The organism is Legionella sheltonii (assembly GCF_026191355.1).
Classification (GTDB): domain Bacteria; phylum Pseudomonadota; class Gammaproteobacteria; order Legionellales; family Legionellaceae; genus Legionella; species Legionella sheltonii.
Map to the genome: position 1 here is coordinate 267,762 of NZ_JAPHOQ010000001.1, position 18,289 is coordinate 286,050.

The following is an 18,289-nucleotide window of genomic DNA, read 5'->3' on the forward strand; positions in this document are numbered from 1 at the left end:
GAGTTATGTATGTTAAGACAATGTTTAAGAACATTATTTCTTTGTTTTTTTGTGTTTCTATTTTCTTCCTTTACGAGCAGGTTGGCTTATTCAGACAATGAAAATCATCCTGCATTGCATACTCTGAAACCAGGAACCCTTATTGTTGCTACTTATTTTACCAATCCGCCGTTTGAATATTTAAAAAATAAACAGGAAATTGGTTTTGAAGTGGATTTAATTCGCGAAATTGCCAAAAGACTGCATTTACATTTAGAGTTTAGAAACACCCAATGGGAACAAATTATAAATGAATTGCGAGACCAGCACTATGATCTCATTATGGGAGCGATTACGATCACCAAAGAGCGCGAGAAAATAATTGCCTTTTCCAAGCCCTATATGACAACGACCTTAAGCATCCTGATTAATACCAAAAAAACACCGCAGGCAAAAACGATTGCTGATTTAGACAATCTGACTATGGGTGTACAAGCCAAAACGACCGATTTTGATATCGCCAAACAGATGCAAAAAAAGGGACAAATCCGCGGAATAAAAATATATCCATTTAAAAATTTTAACCTGGCTATAGATGACTTAATCGCAGGTAGGGTTGGGGCTGTGATGAAGGTATTTCCTGTAGCTTATTATTATGTTGAGCACCATCCCGAATTGAAAATTCTTGCTGCTGTCCCTAATGCGCCTCAGCCATTAGGCTTTGGCATGAATCAAGCAAATCAGGAATTGGTTAAAGTGGTTAACAAGGCCCAAGCAGAAATGCAAGCCGATGGGACCTATGAAAAAATTTATAAGAAATGGTTTGGCGTAAGCTCAGATAAGTTGTAATGGGAGTAGTTAAATAGGATGTAGGTTGGGTCAAGAGGTCCCAACCTAATCTCTTTAAAGAGACAATGCTCGGTTACAATTACTGAGCAGGAGTATTGTTTTTTAATCTCTGATAAAGTCCAATCAATTCCGCATTACCAATAACATGTCCAGTCATCGCATTTAAAAGTATATCTCGCGTCGTCCCGTCCCCCAAAGTTAATACGGTATCCAGAGCATATAATTTAAAATGATAACTATGAGCTAAACCAAAAGGAGGGCAAGGACCTCGATATCCTAATCCTCCCCAACTGTTTTTTGCATTTGCGGCTCCAGGAGGAATCGGGCCTCCTGCTCCTAATTCTTTTACCGTGGGCGGTATATTAAATACTATCCAGTGGCTCCAAGTACCTTCAGCTGCGTCCGGATCATCAACAACTAAGGCCAGTGACTGGGTATTGCTTGGTATATTTTGCCAGGTTAAAGGGGGGGATTGATCCACTCCGCTGCACGTATATTGGTCCGGGATCATGGAATTCATTTTAAAGGATGGGCTTTCGATAGTGAACGTATTTGCAAAACCATGACAGTGAAAAAAAGAGAATGCAAAAAACAAAAGCAGAGAATATTTTTTCATTTTATTTTTACTCCAACCTTTAAAAAATGAGTTAATTGAAAGAAAAAGCCGCTGTGAATTCTTAGATTAGAAAAACACATGATAGTGCAGTGTTTGCCTATCTTCAATTAAGTACTTACACAATCTTTTGAATAAAAAAATTCAGGTGCAAAGATTTTAAAGATTGATATAATTCACGCCCCCAAGTCTCGCCCAATATTTTGTCACTGAATTTAATTTGTTGGCACATTGATTGAGATATTTCTAAATGAAGTCTAGGTTGTGTCCCTTAATAGTTGGAATGAGTTGTTTTAAAGGAAATGGTAATGCAAAAAAAAATTGAAGAATCAAGAAATCAAAAAAAAGTAGGAAAGAGTATTAATGCAGCTTCTGAAGAACCACAAAACCAACAAATAATAATCAATGTTTCTGATGCTGCCAATGCTTCTGAGGAATCATTAGATCATGTCTCATTGGAAGATGACGATGAAGCGTTAATTACGCCAATTAATAATTCTGACAGCGTAGATGAGGTTGCATATGGACTTTGGGATGTTTTTAAATCGCTAAGTTCGCTTTCTGTTCCAATGGCGCTTTCATTTACTTTTAGCTTTGAGATTTTTTTAATTGTTGTATTGCTTAATGCACTTAGTGAAAATGAAGATGAAGCTGCTTCAGCCACATTAATTTCTACTATGATCAACACCCTTTTAGTCGTTGGCATGGCTCCGTTGTTTTCCATGAGTGTGGTTGCAAGCAATAAAATTGGTGAACTTACCGAAGCTGAAAAAGAAGGGGAGACCAACGAAGTAGTCTTGCAAGCAAAGCGTGAGTATATTGCTGGCATCAATCGTAATGGTCTTTGGTTATCTGCCGCTCTCACCCCACCGATTATGGCTGGAATGATCTTTTCCAAACCTTTATTAACTACTATTTTTGGGCAGAAAGACCAGGTCGCAGAGATTACGCAGCATTTTTTACGAGTTTATTCACCTGCAGTAGCCGGGGTATTGACGCGAATATCTACGGAGCAAATGATGTTTAGTTTTGGACGTTCTAAAGCTGCGATGTTTATGGGGTTTGCCAGTCTTTTAGTGGGGACAGGCATTTCTTCCTGGCTCGGATTTGGTGGTTTAGGAATGCCTAAGATGAGAGGAGATGGTGTTGCTATCGGTTATATCATTGAAGCTTATTTAACTTCCTTGGCGTATGCTCTTTACTTGGCAAAACATAAAGATTTTAGTCAGTACGAATTTTTCAAGATTTTTAAAAAATTTTCCGGCCAGTTTGCACAACTTAAAGAGCTGTTGGCGATAGGTGGTTCGATAACTTTTTCTGTTGCAAGTGAAATGGCGATGTCTCTTTCAGTAAGCATTCTCTCAGGTATGTTGGGAACTAAGGAACAATCCGCCATCACTGATTTAAATCAGTATATATTCTTTAATTTCTTACTCTTAGCAGGGTTTGGGCAGGGTAATTCACAAGAACTGAATCGACTGATGGGCGCCAGAAAATATCAAAATGCAAGCAGTATGGGAAAGTATGGATTATTAACTACTCTGATTTACACCGCCCCTGTCCCTTTATTTTTTGCAGTGATGCCCGGTGTACTGGTGATGGGAAATAATCCTAATGAAGTCAAAGATATGCTTAAATATTTGGCGCCCATCATGTCGGCAGGAGTCATTTTGGATTCGGCACGGTATAATCTATTACAGCAATTAAGAGTTTTGAAGGATCTTAGAGGTTCAACGATGATTTCAGTTTCCGCATTATCTTTGGGAATAACGGGATCTGCACTTCTTGGACTTAAGACGAAACTTGGGATTTATGGTGTAGCGGCAGGTTATACTGGAGGAGTTATTATCGCTCTTCCCGGATTAGCCTATAGGTGGCGCAATCGCATCAATGCAGAAAAAATAGAAGAGCTTGCTGAAGAAACGCCTCATGCAATTAAGTCCTCTGCCAATTGTCCGGATGGTTTTTTTAGTCGTTTGCTCAAGATGAGATATAAAGATGAAAAAGAGAATTTGTTGGAACATAAAGGAAAAACATATAATGCGATGGATAAAGCGCTAACTGTTTAAATGATCCATTTGGATGAATAGGGATATAAAAATGACAGTTGAATGTGTTATTGATTTAATTGTGGCAAAAAAAGAAAAATCTTTGATTGTTTTTGAAGACGAGGGGTTCATCGCCTTTTTGGACTCTCGTCCGCTTTTTCCAGGGCATACTTTATTGGCCCCAAAGATGCATATTAAAACATTCTATGATTTGCCAGATTCGATGCTATCGCCGCTCTTTTCATTAACGCAAAGAATTGGCAGAGCGGTTGAAAAAGCAATGGACGCGGAAGGAAGTTTTATAGCAATGAATAACACCATCAGTCAAAGCATACCCCATCTTCATATCCATATAGTTCCCAGAAACAAACACGATGGGCTGAAGGGCTTTTTTTGGCCACGAACTCATTATAGAGATGAATATCATATGCTTGAAGTGCAAGAAAAAATTAGAAAGCAGTTGCATTCTCATTAGTGGTTTTTCTTGCAATACAGGATCATTCCTTTATGATAAAGGAGTTAATAGACATCCCAGCGATTCAGCTCCTGAACGAACATTTAAGGGATAACCATGCGTTTTCTAACTATTTTACTAGGATGTTACATTATGACCTCTAATACCGCAGCAGCTGATTCACCTAAACTCAATGATAATGCCTATGATTATTCCTTTCATACATTACGTGGGAATGAACCATTACCCCTATCATCATTTAGAGGAAAGGTGTTAATGATCGTAAATACGGCCTCAAAATGTGGTTTTACCCCTCAATATGCGCGGTTAGAGAAGCTTTATGAACAATATAAAGATCGGGGTTTAGTCATCTTGGGAGTTCCGTCAAATGATTTCGGTGGCCAAGAGCCAGGAACTGAGAAAGAAATTGCAAGTTTTTGCCAGGTCAATTATGGGGTTACGTTTCCAATGACTGCCAAAGAGGTAGTTTCAGGAAAAAATGCACATCCATTTTATCTTTGGGCTAGAGAGAAATTAGGATTTGGTACGGCACCAAAATGGAATTTCCATAAATACATTATTAATCGCAAAGGGGAGCTAATCGATTATTTCTATTCAACTACCTCTCCTGAGGCAGGACGATTGGTTAAAGTTGTAGAAAAGGCCCTTGACGAAAAAGCTTAATGCAAACCCTAATCCACCCTAGCAGGCACCTTCTCCCCTTAGGGGAGAAGGGATTTAGGAACACTATAAAAAACTCCTCTTCCGTGACGTGAAATTGCTATACCTTATAAAATCCTATTCCTCATTTCAGCAGAAAAATTGGAGCACTATAAAAATCCCCTTTCTTGTTTTGAGATGAGAAATTGAGGAGTAATAACATCTCCATTCCCGTTTCGCGAGAGGGGCGGGGGTGAGGGAAAGAATTCTAAAAAACAGGCAGCATAAAGCGCCCCATATTAAGCAACATCATACCCACCAGCCACTTCATCATATACCTGGACAATACTATCAAGTAATTGGGCTTTTTCTTGAATCAAACTCAATTTACTGCGATCAAGATTTATTTTTGCATTGATGACATTACGATAGTCTTTGGCTCCTGCTTTATATTGCGCTAAAGCGACAGCATATGCTTTTTTTGCTGCCCAATATCCTTTTTCAATTAGCAAATAGGATAAATGGTTTTTCTGTTCATTCGTCAGCGCATCATCTACATCTGCAAATGCGGAATGCAGCGTACTCAAATACTCATAATAAGTTGCTTTGAATCCCGCTTTAGTTGATTTGATGTCTTCATAGGAGCTGGCATTGAAAATTTTGGTTGATGCGGCAGCTTGGGCAACCCAAATATTCGTACTCACTTTTAAAATATTTCTTAAATCAATAGAGGCACCTCCAATTAAACTGGTTAATGCGATGGTTGGGAAAAAAGCCGAATAAGCCATTCCAATTTGTGCTTGAGCTATTTTTAAATTATTTAACGCAATCATGATGTCTGGGCGATTTTTCAAGACCGATGAGGGTAAGGATTTAGGAATCAAATGATTTAAGTTCAACGAAAGCACGCTTCGATGCGTCGTAATCGGACCAGGATTTTGGTTCAATAAGAGGTGGATGGTATTCTCATTTTGCGCGATGACACTTTCAATTTGAGGAATTTTAGCTTGTTCCTGGGCCAGCTGTTGATCGATGTTGATTGGTACTTCAATATTGCTGGCTCCTTTCTTGAAACGAATCTGTTCCAGTTGATGCAGTTTCCTTAAATCATGAAGCAGTTCTCTCTCAACAGCCAGTTGTTCTCTTTGACTTAAGAGCATAAAGTAGGCGCCGCTCATTTGGCTGATAATCCCTAACTTTGTTGATTGAGCCTGGGCATGCTCCATGGCTAAAGAGGCTTTGGCTGATTTGATATTATAAATATTATTTAAAATGTTCACTGTGTATTTTGGAGTAAAGCCAGTGTAGTATCCTCTAAATCTCATGTGAGAAAGATTTGAAAAAAAAGGATTATTCGCCAATTGGCCTCTGGGAGTAACATGGGAATTCCAGGTTCCGCCAGAAAAACCCGTAGCGGTCGCATCAAGTGTGGGGAGCCATGCATATTGCGCTGCCTTAAGTTGAGCTTGTGCTTGCTCTATCGTTGCATACGACCTTTTAATGGTATCATTACAAGTCAACGCCTGCATAATCAGCTGATTAAGTTCTGGATCATCCAGTTTTTTCCACCATGCGACTCGACTTAGGTCGCTTTTATTATCGAGGTATTTTATTCCACTGCGCGAATTTTTAGGATAATTTACTTTTTCAGGAATAAGGCAGTTTTTGCAACAACCTGCAAGCAAAATGGCGGATAGATTAAATAAGATAATTTTTATTTTCATAATTGTGCCAATTTAAAATAAATTTAATTAGGTTAGGTACACTTCTATTGTCTTGGCTCAAGCGAACGAATTGTAAACAGACCCTAGTCGAGCTTTGTTCTAAATATTTTCCCTGTTAAAAGAATCAAAATGAATGCTATTAATAAAATAGGAAAAATATTGGGAACAATTTGGCTAAACGTATTGCCTTTTAGCAAAATTCCACGTGCAATCCGTATAAAGTACGTCATGGGCACACAGTACCCTATCATCTGTGCCCAAGTAGGCATTCCATAAAAAGAAAAGATATAACCTGATAAAAACATTGAAGGGAGTTGATAGAAAACACTCAATTGCATTGCTTGCATCGGAGTACGTGCCAGGGTGGAAAAAATCATGCCCACCATTAAATTGGCAATAATAAACGGTGCAACTGCGATATAAAGCAAGAAGATACTTCCTTCAGTAGGAATATGAATTAATAATTTACCAAAAATTAAAATACTGGTTAGTTGCACATAACCTAATACAATATAGGGTATGACTTTACCAAGAATTATTTCGGTTGGTTTTAATGGCGTGCTTAACAACATTTCCATTGTCCCAGACTCTTTTTCTGAGGTGATGGCGGTTGATGTAAGCATCACCATGGTTAGCGTCAGTAGTACGCCGATTAACCCTGGAACAATATTATAAGAACTTGTATTCGATTCATTATAAAGTCGATGAATGGTGAGATTGACACTTCGCTTTGACTGGGTAGGGGATGGGGAGCCTAAACCTTGTTTATTGAAGGTCTCCATAGTCTGGTTCAGAATGGGAAGTGCATTGCTCAGTGCACTGGCACTGCTTCCGGGATCTGAACCATCGATTTCGACCAGTAACTGTGGATTTTCGTTACGAATATATTTGCGAGTAAAATTAGGGGGAATAGTAAAGGCGAAGCTTATTTTTCCATTGGCGAAATCCTGATTTTTCTTATTTTCGTTCATTTTCTCATCATGAATCACGCTAAAATATCCTGAAGCCTCAAGAGCGCTGACATAACTTCGAGTGAATGGAGAATTATCATAGCTAATTATTGTAGTAGGGAGATGTTTGGGATCAAATTCGATGGCAAAACCGAAGAGAATAAGCAACATAATTGGTAAGATGACTAACATCGCGATAGTGCCGCGATCCCGAGTGATTAGAATAAATTCTTTGCGTATTAACCCGTCGAGACGCGCTATAGATAATCCATGTAATAGATTCTTATATTTCATCGCATTAATCCGATAAAAACTTCCTCAAAAGAAGGAGTAGTTTCTTTAAAAGACAGTTCACTGTTTTCGTCAATCATCCGTTTGAGTGCTTGATGATCCTTTGATGAAATCCGTAACTCGTTATTTACAATTGAGGCCAACAGCTTAGGATAAGCATCATTTACCTTTTCCAGGAACTGACTTTGTTGTTTTCGATCCACTTTTAATATATAAGTTTTGACTTGGGAGTGAGGAATCAAATCTCTGGTGCTGCCTGTATATAAGAGCTTGCCCACATTAATATACGCTAGGCTACTGCACTTTTCCGCTTCATCCATATAATGAGTTGTCACAAGGATTGTGGTGCCATCACGTGAGGAAATTTTATGTAAGTAATCCCAAAATTCTTTACGAGCTTTGGGATCAACACCAGCAGTAGGTTCATCCAAGAATAATAGTTGAGGTTTATGCAGCAAGCTGCATGCCAGCGCCAAACGTTGTTTCCACCCTCCAGATAAATTGCCTGCTTGTACCTTTTGATACTCTTCAAGCTCAAGATCTTTTATAATTTCTTCTATTGCTTTAGCCGAATTTTTTATTTGAAAAATATCCGCAACAAAACGAAGATTTTCATGAACCGTTAATCCGGTATAATAACTAAATTTTTGAGGCATATAACCGGTACGTTTTTTTATTTCATCACTCTGGGTGCGAATATCATAACCAAGACAAGTCCCTTCTCCATCGGTGGGAGTTAAAAGACCACAAATCATTCGGATCGTTGTCGTTTTACCACTACCATTCGAACCTAAGAATCCAAATATGGATCCTTTTTCAACGTGTAAGTTGATGTGATCAACCGCGATTTTTTGATCAAATTTCTTTGTTAATCCTTTAACATCAATTGTTAGATCACTCATTGAGTTATTTCCAAAGTGACAGGAAGGCCGAGATGAATTTTTTCGAGATCGGGCGAGTCAATTTTGGCTTCTATGCGGAATACAAGACGTTGACGTTCTTCCCGAGAATAAATGATGGGGGGAGTATATTCAGCAATGTTTGAGATGTAGAAGATATGGCCTGTGGCAAAATGAGGATTATGATCGGTTTTGATTGTAACGTGTTGATTTAGGCGTAATCCATCGAGTTTTTCTTCTGGAACGAAAAATATGGCTTTAATATTTTTTTGGGTCACTAGCGAAAGAACTGGGGCTCCTGCTTGGACAAATTCACCTTTTGTATAATAAGTATCAAATACAATTCCATTATCGGTAGCAAAATTTTCTTTGCGCGTCACCTGCCACTTTTTATCAGCAGTATCAACCCGATTGCTTTTAATTTTCGCGTCAATCTCAGCAAGTTGATCTTTAGAAATATTTAAATCCCTTTGCGCTGTATCAAGATCATTTTGACTTGCTGCATTTTGCTTCCGCATCTCCTGAACACGACGATAATTGATTTCATTGTATTGAAGTTGGGTCAAAGTTTGTTGTCGTTGAGCAAGCAAATCTTTTTTATTTAATTTGCTCATTTGTACATTATAAAGCTCGCTGGTTTGTTCCAGTCTAAGTAGAAATTGATTGTTTTTGACTCGTTGTCCTCTTAGTACGGCGAGATCAGTCAATCGTCCAGCAAAATCGGCAGAAAAATAGACAAGATCTGCATCAATATACCCACTAAAAGATTGATTTTCTTCCCCACAGGCTGTTAACAGTAAGACAGTCAATCCAAGGAACAGCAATTTACGCATTTAAATCATCCTGATCTTTTTTGTTTATACTGCAGGAATATCAACAGATATACTACTACGGTTTTAATTACGTATATTATTCCCAAGAATTCTGCGTGTCAAAAGAGTTCGTGAATTGATGCAAAGCAGTAGAAATGCCGATACTATTTGACCTTATCTGATTAAAATGTTACACACCAACTCGTTGTTAAACCGCTGCAAATATATAAATTACCCGGGAGTATCTGAATGAGTTTTAAATCGTTTTTTTGCGCGACACTAGCATTATCCTCTTTATTTGCACACTCTGTCTTTGCTGCGCAAAAAGAAGTGACCTATAAAAATGAACGCGGTTCAATTTTAGTGCTTACTGACTTGGCAGATAATAAAATAGAAGGTTATTTCACCACGGCAGTCGCCTCCAAAACCTGCCCGCAAGCAATCAATCAAAAAAGACCTATTACCGGTTATAAGGTAGGAAATGTGCTCTCTTTCAGCGTTGTTTACCCCATGTGTGAGTCAGTATTGAGTGTGAGTGGTCATTTTGATAAAAAGGAACAAAATATTGATGCAATTTCCATACTGAACAAGCAAGCAACCGATATTACTCATGAGGGACCCGGTGCTCGATTTATTGGCCATGACTCCTATAAAAAAATAGGATAAAAACACTCAAGCATCATGTAGCTCAATCAATGCAGCAACTGTCTTGAACGTTTTTTCAAGACAGTTGCTGCATCAAATACGGTTGAGCATAAATCTGAAGGAATCAGAGAATGACTATGTTGTACAATATCCATTTTCTTCGCTTGTACGCGATAATTTTTTTAGTTATCTATGACCGGCATTATTTTTTTAATTTATGTTATAAAAAAGGGACAGGCCTCACTAGCGAATTTGTTCCTTTCTATTTTAACCAGGAATGTCTTTATTGGGCATTCTTCATCATTTTGGCTACCTATTTGATTTTATTGTTCATGACTGAATTGGCAAGATACGTTTCTTCGCTGATTTTAGGAAGAAACAAGATGGGTTTCATTGCCAATATCACCACGGTTATGTTGGTCACTTATTTGTTACATTTTTTGAGATTGTTTTCCCTTGTTACCTAACCTACTAAGCCAGTTTTAACCCTCGAAATAGCTTATACAATGTAAGGAAGATTATTTCTTTGGTCTGTGTGATGCTGACGACCAATAAAAATTGAGCGGTGTAATATAAAAGCATAACGAGCACGGCTATGGGTTTATTGTTTGCTAAAACAAATAAGTTTAAGGACAAAACAAAGTCAGACAATAAAAAAAGGATCGCTCCAAGCCGAGTCAAAAGCGATTGCCGTTTTACTTGAAATGCACAAAATACCATTAAAGTGAGCAGGCATAAATAAGCTGCTACTGGTTTTTTCATCTCTCCCAAATAGGGGGATAAAAAATAGAAGCTGACTAAGACGAATACCAAGACAGGTAAAAAAGAAAGAACATTTTTTCTTCGAAATTGCCTATTTTTTAAAAATAAACAAATGTAGCTAACGTGCGTTGCCATAAATGCCAAGATTCCCACTTGCAATGCCATTTTTATGGGTAGGGTTAAAAAAATATCGCCAATGAGTGAAAATCCTAAGGCAAAAAGTAACAAGACTTTTACTTGTTTGTGGCAATTAATTTGTAGGACAAAGAGCATAAGTAACGCAATGGGAATGGGTTTAAGTAAGGTAGTTAAAGGAAACTGAATAAAAGAAAGCACTATAAGATAAAATATCATGCTGAACAAAAAGAAAGGCAGAGTGATTTTAAATGGCTGTCCTGTCATGTAGAAATCCCTGTAATTCAATGGCTTAAATATCTCATAGTATACACATACTTTATTGTTCCTTTAATTTTTTGTTTATTTAAAACAATTATGGTTTAATAACATGCTTTTTGTGTTTTTTAAGGTCTAGTTATGAAAAAAATAATCGTGCTTGTACTTATGGCTTCTTTTTTCTCTGTAGGTCATGCCAGTAAACTCAGTAAATTTTTGAAACACATGGACGAAGAAGATAGAGCCCGTCAAGAACGAGAATGGCAACAAGATATGAATTTCGGTGATTTTTCATTTCGTTTGGACAGACGATATACCGATGATCACGGGCAACATTGTCGTGATTATCAGTTTAGAGCGCGTAGCAATCCTTTTCGCCATGGATATTATACGGTTTGTGACGAACGCTAAGCGTTAATTGATTGCGGTTTGGAATGAGTTTTGGAACGGGTTCTCCCATACCGCGATCGTAAAAATTTTAATATATCTGTTTATCAATTTTTCCAATAGAGATGGAGAAATCCATTCTATATCCTAGAATAACATCATATAGACCAAAATTTTCCTGTGGGGATACAATTCTATTAAAGGATGTATTATGCGTAAGTCCATGATGATGTTTTTCCTCTTGGCATTTTCTTTCGGTATTTATGCCAATATTGCCAATGACATCTTATTAAGCAGAACATCCGATCAGAAAACGCAAATATTAAGCGGTATTATCAATGCAGCAGGCGAACCCTGTATTCCTCTTGGTTCTTTTTATCAAGGGGTCGATAAAAATGGTGCAGCATATTGGAATGTTGCCTGCTCTAATGGCCATTCCTATGTTATTCAGATAGCCAATGATGCCGATGCGACAACTACAATCATTCCATGCAGTGCAATGAAATCATTGGGCGCACAGTGTTTTAAACGTTTTGGATTTTAAATCGACACCCCGAACTTGAAATGAAAAATTTTCCCGAAATAAGTTAGAGATAAATAGTAATGGAGTTGAATGGAGGCAGGTTGTATACTCATAAAAGGTCTTGACATAAATGATATCGGTCGAATAAAAAAAGGATTTTTTATGGAGCAGACAGTAGAACGTCGTGTTGTTAATTTAATTGCTAGAACGCAAGAAATTCCACCTGATGAAATTGATTTGGATCAGTCAATTGACCAGGTAGTTCCTAGCTCTCTGGACTTGGTTAATTTGTTCTTTGACTTAGAGGATGAGTTTGATTTGGATATTCGTAATGATATTTATAAAGAACAAACCATTCGAGAAATAGCAATTGATATTAAACAATTAATCGCTAAAAAGATCTAAATACATCAATTCATCTATCCGACTCATAATAATTCAAATTAATGAGCGTCCTCAACTTCACTACGATTTTTTACGGTATTAAATAATTCATAAGAACTATTTTTTGCGCATCTATTTATTGTTATTCCGCTAAAGAAAATTTAGAATGCCTTTTTTTATTAAGGGTAAGCGAAAATGCCATCAGTATTCGAATTTCTAGGGATAAAAAAGCAACTTTCTACACCAGTTCCTCAACTGGGTATCAATAATGCTCTGTACAAACGGCAAATAGAATCACAGCAGTATTTTACTATTGAAAGTGCTGCTGAGGCTGCTGATGGCAATAAGCTGGCTATTCACACTAAAAAGGGGCAGGATTTTAGAACATCCAATCCACAACATATCGAATTTTTAAATCAATGCATTACACTTGTTAAAGAAAAATCAAATCTATTAAAAAGTACTGATCAAAAAATTGCGGGAAGTGTTGTTTTTGGTGTTACCGCAACCGCCTTGTCTTTTCTTCCTGTGGTAGGTTTTTTAGGTTGGGTAGGCTGGGCCGCTACCGCTTATTTTATAAACCAACGCGCCACAGCCTATGCTGAATATCATGAAGCATTAACACTTTTAGTTGGAGCATGTAACTGGAGCCTTGGACAAGGTCCTGAGGAGCGTAAAGATACCATTCCTAATCTCACCAAGAATGAAGCAATACGGGCTATGATGGCTGTACTTTATCCGGTTCTTACTGAAGTGCAAGTTAGACATTTGATTGCGGATGATGTTGAGGAAGTATTTGCCAAGGAATTACAAGATTATGAACAAAGATTCGAATTAGGTTTTAAGACGGATCGATTTTTTTCTAAGAAAGACGATACCATAGCCCTCAGTAAAAAGGGTGCTGAATTTAGCCGTTGCATTTATGGTTTTAATAAAGGTGGATTTACTGATTTTCTTGATGCGATTGTATCCATTCTTCCCGATTTATATAAAGCAGCCGTTCATGGTGGCCAACAACTGAAGTCTTGGTGGCAAGAAAAAAATAATGCTCCAGAAAAAGAAGACGAAGCACATAATCATGAAATATCTAAAGTGAGCTTGTAATTAATACCCGTTGCTTCTACTCGATGACCAGTCGTTTTTTGGGATGGTTTCTTATTTTTAATCAAAAAATTGCAAATAGTCGATTTAGAATCTATTACTAATTTGCTTTAGTCCGGCATCCCGCGAACACATCGCGGGATTTTAGCAACATGAATTATCAATAATCCTTAATAAAATAAATTGTTTTGTGGTCCCAACTACAACCTTTGCTTTGTTCAAAGCATACCCATTGATAATGAGGAGAAAAAATGCGACTTAAGATAGAAGAAGATACTCAAGAAGCGAATGTTTTTATCTATGGTAAAATGGGTCCAGATGCAACCAATCTCATTCTTTTTTCTAGGGTTGCCTGGTTAAGCAATCAATCGAACTGCTCCTCAAAGGTCGCTCTTTTGCAAGAAAACGGCTCAAAATTATGGTTGATCCGTGACAGCCGAGTTGATGGATTGCTCACGGTTCAATCCATTAGCTGGAATAAAGAATTGGCACAATGGCAAGCGGATGGACCCCAACGTTTTATGTTGTCAAATGACTACGGGTGGGTTTTGAATAATGCGCATCCAGAGTCTGAGGATTTTTTTGTTATTGCTGATTCAGTGGGTGGGATAATTCACATGACCGATGAGAATACACAACCTCACCTTCCTGGATTATTAAAAACTCTATCTGCAAATGGTTATGAAGTAGAAAATAGAATAAATCCTAAATTTGGACAAGAAACACCATCGAAAGGTTATACCTCCTACCGCACTGACGCCGATGTTCCCCAACACGGCTCCAAGGGATCGAAACTGGAATCGACGACTGTCAATTTGCCAGAAGGGATACTTATTGCACTTTCTTGCCCATTGGTAACAATAATTTCTGGCCAAATGAAAGTGATGAAAGATCCGGTTACATGGGTGGCTGATGGTATTAGCTATGAACGTTCTCAGTTATTGATGCTTCATCCTGATTTGGAGGAAGGAAAGGATTTTTATCCCAATATCAAACTTAAGACGATTATTAATTACGTCTCAGCAACTTCTTTAAGTCCCGAAGAGTATTGGGCAAAATTGCAGAAAGTAGAAGAGGATATCAAGGATCCGATACTTTTAAACACCCTGAAGGAGCCTGTTTTAAGTCCTAGTGGACATTCATTTGAAAAAAGTTCTATAGAAACATGGATAAACAGTAAATACGTTAATCTCCCTACAGTGAGTAATAGCGCTCCTATTCCCGATCCAATAACCAATCAAAACATTAGAGGAAAAATTCTTGTAGATAATAAAAATTTAAGCCAATTTATTAAAGCTTGGCCTGATTTTTATAGGCAGCAAGAATATAACTTGGCAATATCGCTTTCTGAAAAAGTGCAATACTCTAAATCAAACTAAGGGCTTCATTTGGTTCCTTCGAAGATCATATTATTTGCGAAGGAACTCTTTCAGCAACAACGCTTTTGATCGCAGTTACATTTTTTATGGTATAGTTTTTTATGGCTATCTAATAAGGAAGTTTTGGGATATGCGCAAGGAATACCAAGGTGTGGTCACCCGATTTCTCCGCCAGGAGGAACGACTTATTCTATCCGAAGAACATGAAATGCCATTAGTTATCGAAGCAAATGGATCTTCGGATGTCGGATATCTGCAACAATTTTTAGCATCCAATTCCCTACAAATCCTCGATGATATGGCTCGTTATGGAGCTGTGCTCTTAAGAGGCTTTAATATCGAGACGGATGAACAATTTGAACGGATCATTTTAAGTATTCCTGAGTTACGCGGTATTAGCGAAGCGTTTATGTCTGAAAATGGTCGGGTTCATGTGAATAATCTCAAATATGTTTTACATACCAATTCAGTATATAAAACTGGAGGAACACTTTATCTTGGTGGATTTCATACTGAAAATTATTATTCAGCTGATGTGCCTAGTTATCTTTGTTTTTGTTGTTTTCAACCTTCAGAATTAGGTGGTGAAACTGGTTTGATCAATACACAAAAAATTTACAGCCATTTGCACGATGCATTGAGACAGAAATTGGAAAAAAATTCCTTTTTTGTTTGTAAATGGTCCATTGCAGAAGTGGCTGACCGATACCAGATTAGCCAGGATGCGGTACATAAAATATGTAATGACTTTAAACTCCCGGTGATTGGCGAGGGAGAGGAGCAGTTTGTTTTAATGTATAAACCAAGTGTCTTAGAACACCCGATTACTAAAGAAAAAGCATTACAAATCAATATGTTTGAGCTTCCTACCCTGAACTATGAGCTGAGAAAATGCTTTATGAATGACTATAAAGGGAAGAAATGGTTTTGGCATCGGTTTTTTTGGAAATTACCCACCTCAGTTTTTAACTCAGTAGAACAACTTGCAATTATTTTTATTTCTTTTTTTAACTCACCTACCAATTCGTATAAAATTTTGCGCACCAAATTAACTCATTTTAAAGCCAGCAGAAAAATAAAACGCTCTTCCTTGAATACAGTGAAAGTAGGAAGTTGTTTTAATAAGGAAGAAGTTAAAGAACTGGCCCAATTAATGCGAAATTATTATTCATCCTGTTTATGGGAAAAGGGGGATGTACTCCTCATAGACAATAAAAAAGTCATGCATGCAGGTATGCCTGGAATGGGGCATAGAGTGATTCGCGCCATGATTTGTAATCCTCTGCATATGAACTATTCAGCATCGGAGTCAGGCTCTTTAGTTGCAAAAGAACGAACAACTGACACAATTGGAGCTTATATGGCTAAAGGGACTACTAATTAATGTCGGAATTTTCCCTTCTAACCGCTCACTTCTACTCCCCTCCTATAAGTGGGAGAGGAGATTCATATCTTATAATGAACTAGAAAATTGCACGTGCGAGCTCAGCCCCTAGGCGAGCATTATTTTTAATTAAAGCGATATTGGCAAGTAAACTTTTTCCTTGGGTCAGTTGAGCCACTTCGGCGAGTAGAAAAGGGGTTAATGCTTTTCCAGAAATATTATTTTGCGCGGCTTTTTGGATGGCATTCCTGATTACCGGTTCGATGATCTCTATTGGAATATTAAATTCTTTAGGGATCGGATTAGTGATTAAGATACCTGAAGACATACCTATCTCCCAATGAGCAGCTAATATTTTAGCAAGAGTTGGTACATCCTCTACCCAGGTTGATAACGGATAATCAGTAGAATCAGTATAAAAAGCAGGTAAAACTTGAGTGCGATAACCAATGACGGGTACACTCATCGTTTCTAAAAATTCTAAAGTACGTGGCAGGTCAAGAATTGCTTTCGCACCAGCACAAATGACTGCGATCGGTGTTCTTGAAATTTCAATTAAATCTGCGGAAATATCGTGCGCATCACCTCGGTGTACGCCACCAATCCCACCTGTAGCAAATAATTTAATTCCTGCCTTCGCAGCACAAAATAAGGTGGCAGCAACTGTAGTTCCAGCAGAATATTTATTGGCAACGATGAAAGGTAAATCACGTCGACTGGCTTTCAAAACATCTTTATTGCATGCAAATTGTTGCAATTCATTTGCGGTTAAACCAATCTTTATTTTTCCATCAATCACCGCAATGGTTGCGGGCGTTACCTCATGGTCGCGGACAATTTGCTCTACTGCCTGAGCCGTTTCATAATTATCAGGATAGGGCATGCCATGAGAAATGATGGTGGATTCCAATGCTAATAGCGGTTTCTTATGCTCAAGAGCTAATTTTACTTCTGGGGAATAATCAAAAAATTGCTGCATGATCGGTTTCTCTTAATGTTTGGGTTAACTGAAGGTTTTTTAATGTCTCATGATTAATTTGTTGATTTACTGTATGGCAAGATTGTATGGTTAAAGCAGCCATCGCTGCCCCTGTTTTACAGGCATCAATTAAGGTGGCATGGTGTTTTAACTCATACAGAATTCCTGCAACAAATGCATCGCCTGCGCCGCTGACATCAACAATCGGGTCAATAAAAAATGCTGGGAAATGTTCCTGTACCGTTTCATTAACCAGTACATAGCCTGATTTACCCAAACTGATAATGCAATTTCTTACCCCTTTATCCAATAATAAATGACCTGCTTTGATGCAATCCGCTACTGAATGAATGCGGATGTCAGTCAGTGCTTCTGCTTCAAAACGATCGGGTTTCAGTAGAAAAACGTGTTCCAGGCGGGTGGGGAGCTTTTGTGCTTTAGTTACAGAGACCGGATCAATGCATAATTTAATATTTTTAGTACGTGCTATTTGAATTGTATGTTCGATAATTGCTTTCGGTAAATTGGTATCCAAAAAAACAAGTGTGTCACTATCCCATTCATCCCAGGATTGGGTAAACGAATGAAACGGAACATGATCAAAAATGTCCATATCCGCTAAAGCAAAGAATAATTCTCCTTCTTGATCAAGAATGACATCATAATGAGCTGTCGGTTTATTAGGAAGGGTAAGAACATTTTTGGTTTGGATATTCAGACTTTTTAAATGGGCTATTGCTTCTAGTCCATAATTATCTTGACCGACCACGCTGCAAAGATGAACTTTGTCAGTCAACAAAGCAAGATTTTGAGCTACATTATGAGCCACACCGCCAAAGGTTGAAATAGATGAAACAGGGTTAGAAGTTCCCAATTGCAACTTATGAATTGATGTTAATTTTCGATCAATGGTGATACCGCCAATGCATATTATTTTTCTATTCATTAATGGATTAAAAAATGATTGAGTTATGCATCATAGCATGAGAACAAGAAATTAAAATAAGAGTCCGGGTGCGTGAAGCAGAAACTCGGGAATCATACGAGCTCAACGGAATGGTCCGTTAAGCAGG

Annotated in this window: 20 protein-coding genes; 12 read left to right on the forward strand and 8 right to left on the reverse strand. The window is 37.8% G+C overall.

Going from position 1 to position 18,289, the window contains the following annotated elements; genetic code table 11:
- Positions 1-9: 9 nt before the first annotated feature.
- Complete coding sequence (locus OQJ26_RS01160) at positions 10-828, forward strand: ABC transporter substrate-binding protein (protein WP_265702075.1); 819 nt, start codon at positions 10-12, stop codon at positions 826-828.
- Positions 829-907: 79 nt separating this feature from the next.
- Here OQJ26_RS01160 and OQJ26_RS01165 read toward each other — a convergent pair whose 3' ends face one another.
- Positions 908-1,444 carry a YbhB/YbcL family Raf kinase inhibitor-like protein gene (locus tag OQJ26_RS01165; protein WP_265702076.1) on the reverse strand — a complete coding sequence of 179 codons (537 nt, stop codon included), beginning with the start codon at positions 1,442-1,444 and terminating at the stop codon, positions 908-910.
- A gap of 305 nt (positions 1,445-1,749) precedes the next feature.
- Between OQJ26_RS01165 and OQJ26_RS01170 the strand changes: the two genes are divergently transcribed.
- The 3 genes from OQJ26_RS01170 to OQJ26_RS01180 all read left to right on the forward strand — a co-directional run bounded on the left by OQJ26_RS01170 (position 1,750) and on the right by OQJ26_RS01180 (position 4,627).
- Positions 1,750-3,510 (forward strand): MATE family efflux transporter, encoded by a 1,761-nt coding sequence (locus OQJ26_RS01170; RefSeq protein ID WP_265702077.1) that lies wholly within the window; start codon positions 1,750-1,752, stop codon positions 3,508-3,510.
- Positions 3,511-3,541: 31 nt separating this feature from the next.
- Positions 3,542-3,964 (forward strand): HIT family protein, encoded by a 423-nt coding sequence (locus OQJ26_RS01175; RefSeq protein WP_265702078.1) that lies wholly within the window; start codon positions 3,542-3,544, stop codon positions 3,962-3,964.
- A gap of 132 nt (positions 3,965-4,096) precedes the next feature.
- Positions 4,097-4,627, forward strand: coding sequence for a glutathione peroxidase (locus OQJ26_RS01180; protein WP_265702079.1), 531 nt, complete (start codon positions 4,097-4,099; stop codon positions 4,625-4,627).
- 275 nt (positions 4,628-4,902) lie between these two features.
- On the opposite strand, the gene OQJ26_RS01185 is transcribed toward OQJ26_RS01180, so the two are convergent.
- The 4 genes from OQJ26_RS01185 to OQJ26_RS01200 form a co-directional block, all read right to left on the reverse strand.
- Positions 4,903-6,327 (reverse strand): TolC family protein, encoded by a 1,425-nt coding sequence (locus OQJ26_RS01185; RefSeq protein WP_265702080.1) that lies wholly within the window; start codon positions 6,325-6,327, stop codon positions 4,903-4,905.
- 83 nt (positions 6,328-6,410) lie between these two features.
- Positions 6,411-7,571, reverse strand: a complete 1,161-nt coding sequence (locus OQJ26_RS01190; RefSeq protein ID WP_265702081.1) for an ABC transporter permease — start codon at positions 7,569-7,571, stop codon at positions 6,411-6,413.
- Positions 7,568-8,470: an ABC transporter ATP-binding protein gene (locus OQJ26_RS01195; RefSeq protein WP_265702082.1), complete on the reverse strand. Its 903-nt coding sequence runs from the start codon at positions 8,468-8,470 to the stop codon at positions 7,568-7,570. The genes OQJ26_RS01190 and OQJ26_RS01195 overlap by 4 nt, the downstream gene beginning before the upstream one ends.
- Positions 8,467-9,300, reverse strand: coding sequence for an HlyD family secretion protein (locus tag OQJ26_RS01200; protein WP_265702083.1), 834 nt, complete (start codon positions 9,298-9,300; stop codon positions 8,467-8,469). The genes OQJ26_RS01195 and OQJ26_RS01200 overlap by 4 nt, the downstream gene beginning before the upstream one ends.
- Before the next feature lie 228 nt (positions 9,301-9,528).
- Here OQJ26_RS01200 and OQJ26_RS01205 point away from each other — a divergent pair, with 228 nt between their 5' ends.
- Positions 9,529-9,945 (forward strand): avidin/streptavidin family protein, encoded by a 417-nt coding sequence (locus tag OQJ26_RS01205; RefSeq protein ID WP_265702084.1) that lies wholly within the window; start codon positions 9,529-9,531, stop codon positions 9,943-9,945.
- A 110-nt stretch (positions 9,946-10,055) separates the two neighbouring features.
- Entirely contained in the window at positions 10,056-10,391 is a 336-nt protein-coding gene (locus tag OQJ26_RS01210) for a hypothetical protein (protein ID WP_265702085.1), read from the forward strand.
- Between the two features lie 4 nt (positions 10,392-10,395).
- Here the strand turns inward: OQJ26_RS01210 and OQJ26_RS01215 are convergent, their stop codons facing one another.
- The gene (locus OQJ26_RS01215) at positions 10,396-11,088 is read right to left on the reverse strand and encodes a lysoplasmalogenase (RefSeq protein ID WP_265702086.1); all 693 of its coding nucleotides are present in this window, start codon (positions 11,086-11,088) and stop codon (positions 10,396-10,398) included.
- Positions 11,089-11,220: 132 nt separating this feature from the next.
- Between OQJ26_RS01215 and OQJ26_RS01220 the strand changes: the two genes are divergently transcribed.
- The 6 genes from OQJ26_RS01220 (at position 11,221) to OQJ26_RS01245 (ending at position 16,237) form a co-directional block, all read left to right on the forward strand.
- Positions 11,221-11,490, forward strand: coding sequence for a hypothetical protein (locus tag OQJ26_RS01220; RefSeq protein ID WP_265702087.1), 270 nt, complete (start codon positions 11,221-11,223; stop codon positions 11,488-11,490).
- 187 nt (positions 11,491-11,677) lie between these two features.
- Complete coding sequence (locus tag OQJ26_RS01225) at positions 11,678-12,010, forward strand: hypothetical protein (protein ID WP_265702088.1); 333 nt, start codon at positions 11,678-11,680, stop codon at positions 12,008-12,010.
- 141 nt (positions 12,011-12,151) lie between these two features.
- Positions 12,152-12,394 carry an acyl carrier protein gene (locus tag OQJ26_RS01230; RefSeq protein WP_265702089.1) on the forward strand — a complete coding sequence of 81 codons (243 nt, stop codon included), beginning with the start codon at positions 12,152-12,154 and terminating at the stop codon, positions 12,392-12,394.
- Between the two features lie 174 nt (positions 12,395-12,568).
- A complete protein-coding gene (locus OQJ26_RS01235; RefSeq protein WP_265702090.1) occupies positions 12,569-13,477 on the forward strand; it encodes a hypothetical protein in 909 nt (302 codons plus the stop codon).
- 248 nt (positions 13,478-13,725) lie between these two features.
- Positions 13,726-14,853, forward strand: a complete 1,128-nt coding sequence (locus OQJ26_RS01240; protein WP_265702091.1) for a U-box domain-containing protein — start codon at positions 13,726-13,728, stop codon at positions 14,851-14,853.
- 130 nt (positions 14,854-14,983) lie between these two features.
- Positions 14,984-16,237 carry a TauD/TfdA family dioxygenase gene (locus OQJ26_RS01245; protein WP_265702092.1) on the forward strand — a complete coding sequence of 418 codons (1,254 nt, stop codon included), beginning with the start codon at positions 14,984-14,986 and terminating at the stop codon, positions 16,235-16,237.
- Between the two features lie 79 nt (positions 16,238-16,316).
- Here OQJ26_RS01245 and OQJ26_RS01250 read toward each other — a convergent pair whose 3' ends face one another.
- Positions 16,317-17,216, reverse strand: a complete 900-nt coding sequence (locus OQJ26_RS01250; RefSeq protein WP_265702093.1) for a pseudouridine-5'-phosphate glycosidase — start codon at positions 17,214-17,216, stop codon at positions 16,317-16,319.
- The gene (locus tag OQJ26_RS01255) at positions 17,200-18,162 is read right to left on the reverse strand and encodes a carbohydrate kinase family protein (protein ID WP_265702094.1); all 963 of its coding nucleotides are present in this window, start codon (positions 18,160-18,162) and stop codon (positions 17,200-17,202) included. The genes OQJ26_RS01250 and OQJ26_RS01255 overlap by 17 nt, the downstream gene beginning before the upstream one ends.
- Positions 18,163-18,289 lie beyond the last annotated feature (127 nt).

Coding starts and splice junctions, on each gene's coding strand:
- OQJ26_RS01190 (WP_265702081.1), bottom strand. CDS start 7,571: ATGAAATATAAGAATCTATTACATGGATTATCTATAGCGCGTCTCGAC.
- OQJ26_RS01170 (WP_265702077.1), top strand. CDS start 1,750: ATGCAAAAAAAAATTGAAGAATCAAGAAATCAAAAAAAAGTAGGAAAG.
- OQJ26_RS01200 (WP_265702083.1), bottom strand. CDS start 9,300: ATGCGTAAATTGCTGTTCCTTGGATTGACTGTCTTACTGTTAACAGCC.
- OQJ26_RS01180 (WP_265702079.1), top strand. CDS start 4,097: ATGACCTCTAATACCGCAGCAGCTGATTCACCTAAACTCAATGATAAT.
- OQJ26_RS01185 (WP_265702080.1), bottom strand. CDS start 6,327: ATGAAAATAAAAATTATCTTATTTAATCTATCCGCCATTTTGCTTGCA.
- OQJ26_RS01235 (WP_265702090.1), top strand. CDS start 12,569: ATGCCATCAGTATTCGAATTTCTAGGGATAAAAAAGCAACTTTCTACA.
- OQJ26_RS01245 (WP_265702092.1), top strand. CDS start 14,984: ATGCGCAAGGAATACCAAGGTGTGGTCACCCGATTTCTCCGCCAGGAG.
- OQJ26_RS01165 (WP_265702076.1), bottom strand. CDS start 1,444: ATGAAAAAATATTCTCTGCTTTTGTTTTTTGCATTCTCTTTTTTTCAC.
- OQJ26_RS01255 (WP_265702094.1), bottom strand. CDS start 18,162: ATGAATAGAAAAATAATATGCATTGGCGGTATCACCATTGATCGAAAA.
- OQJ26_RS01215 (WP_265702086.1), bottom strand. CDS start 11,088: ATGACAGGACAGCCATTTAAAATCACTCTGCCTTTCTTTTTGTTCAGC.
- OQJ26_RS01220 (WP_265702087.1), top strand. CDS start 11,221: ATGAAAAAAATAATCGTGCTTGTACTTATGGCTTCTTTTTTCTCTGTA.
- OQJ26_RS01250 (WP_265702093.1), bottom strand. CDS start 17,216: ATGCAGCAATTTTTTGATTATTCCCCAGAAGTAAAATTAGCTCTTGAG.
- OQJ26_RS01175 (WP_265702078.1), top strand. CDS start 3,542: ATGACAGTTGAATGTGTTATTGATTTAATTGTGGCAAAAAAAGAAAAA.
- OQJ26_RS01225 (WP_265702088.1), top strand. CDS start 11,678: ATGCGTAAGTCCATGATGATGTTTTTCCTCTTGGCATTTTCTTTCGGT.
- OQJ26_RS01205 (WP_265702084.1), top strand. CDS start 9,529: ATGAGTTTTAAATCGTTTTTTTGCGCGACACTAGCATTATCCTCTTTA.
- OQJ26_RS01230 (WP_265702089.1), top strand. CDS start 12,152: ATGGAGCAGACAGTAGAACGTCGTGTTGTTAATTTAATTGCTAGAACG.
- OQJ26_RS01195 (WP_265702082.1), bottom strand. CDS start 8,470: ATGAGTGATCTAACAATTGATGTTAAAGGATTAACAAAGAAATTTGAT.
- OQJ26_RS01240 (WP_265702091.1), top strand. CDS start 13,726: ATGCGACTTAAGATAGAAGAAGATACTCAAGAAGCGAATGTTTTTATC.
- OQJ26_RS01160 (WP_265702075.1), top strand. CDS start 10: ATGTTAAGACAATGTTTAAGAACATTATTTCTTTGTTTTTTTGTGTTT.
- OQJ26_RS01210 (WP_265702085.1), top strand. CDS start 10,056: ATGACTATGTTGTACAATATCCATTTTCTTCGCTTGTACGCGATAATT.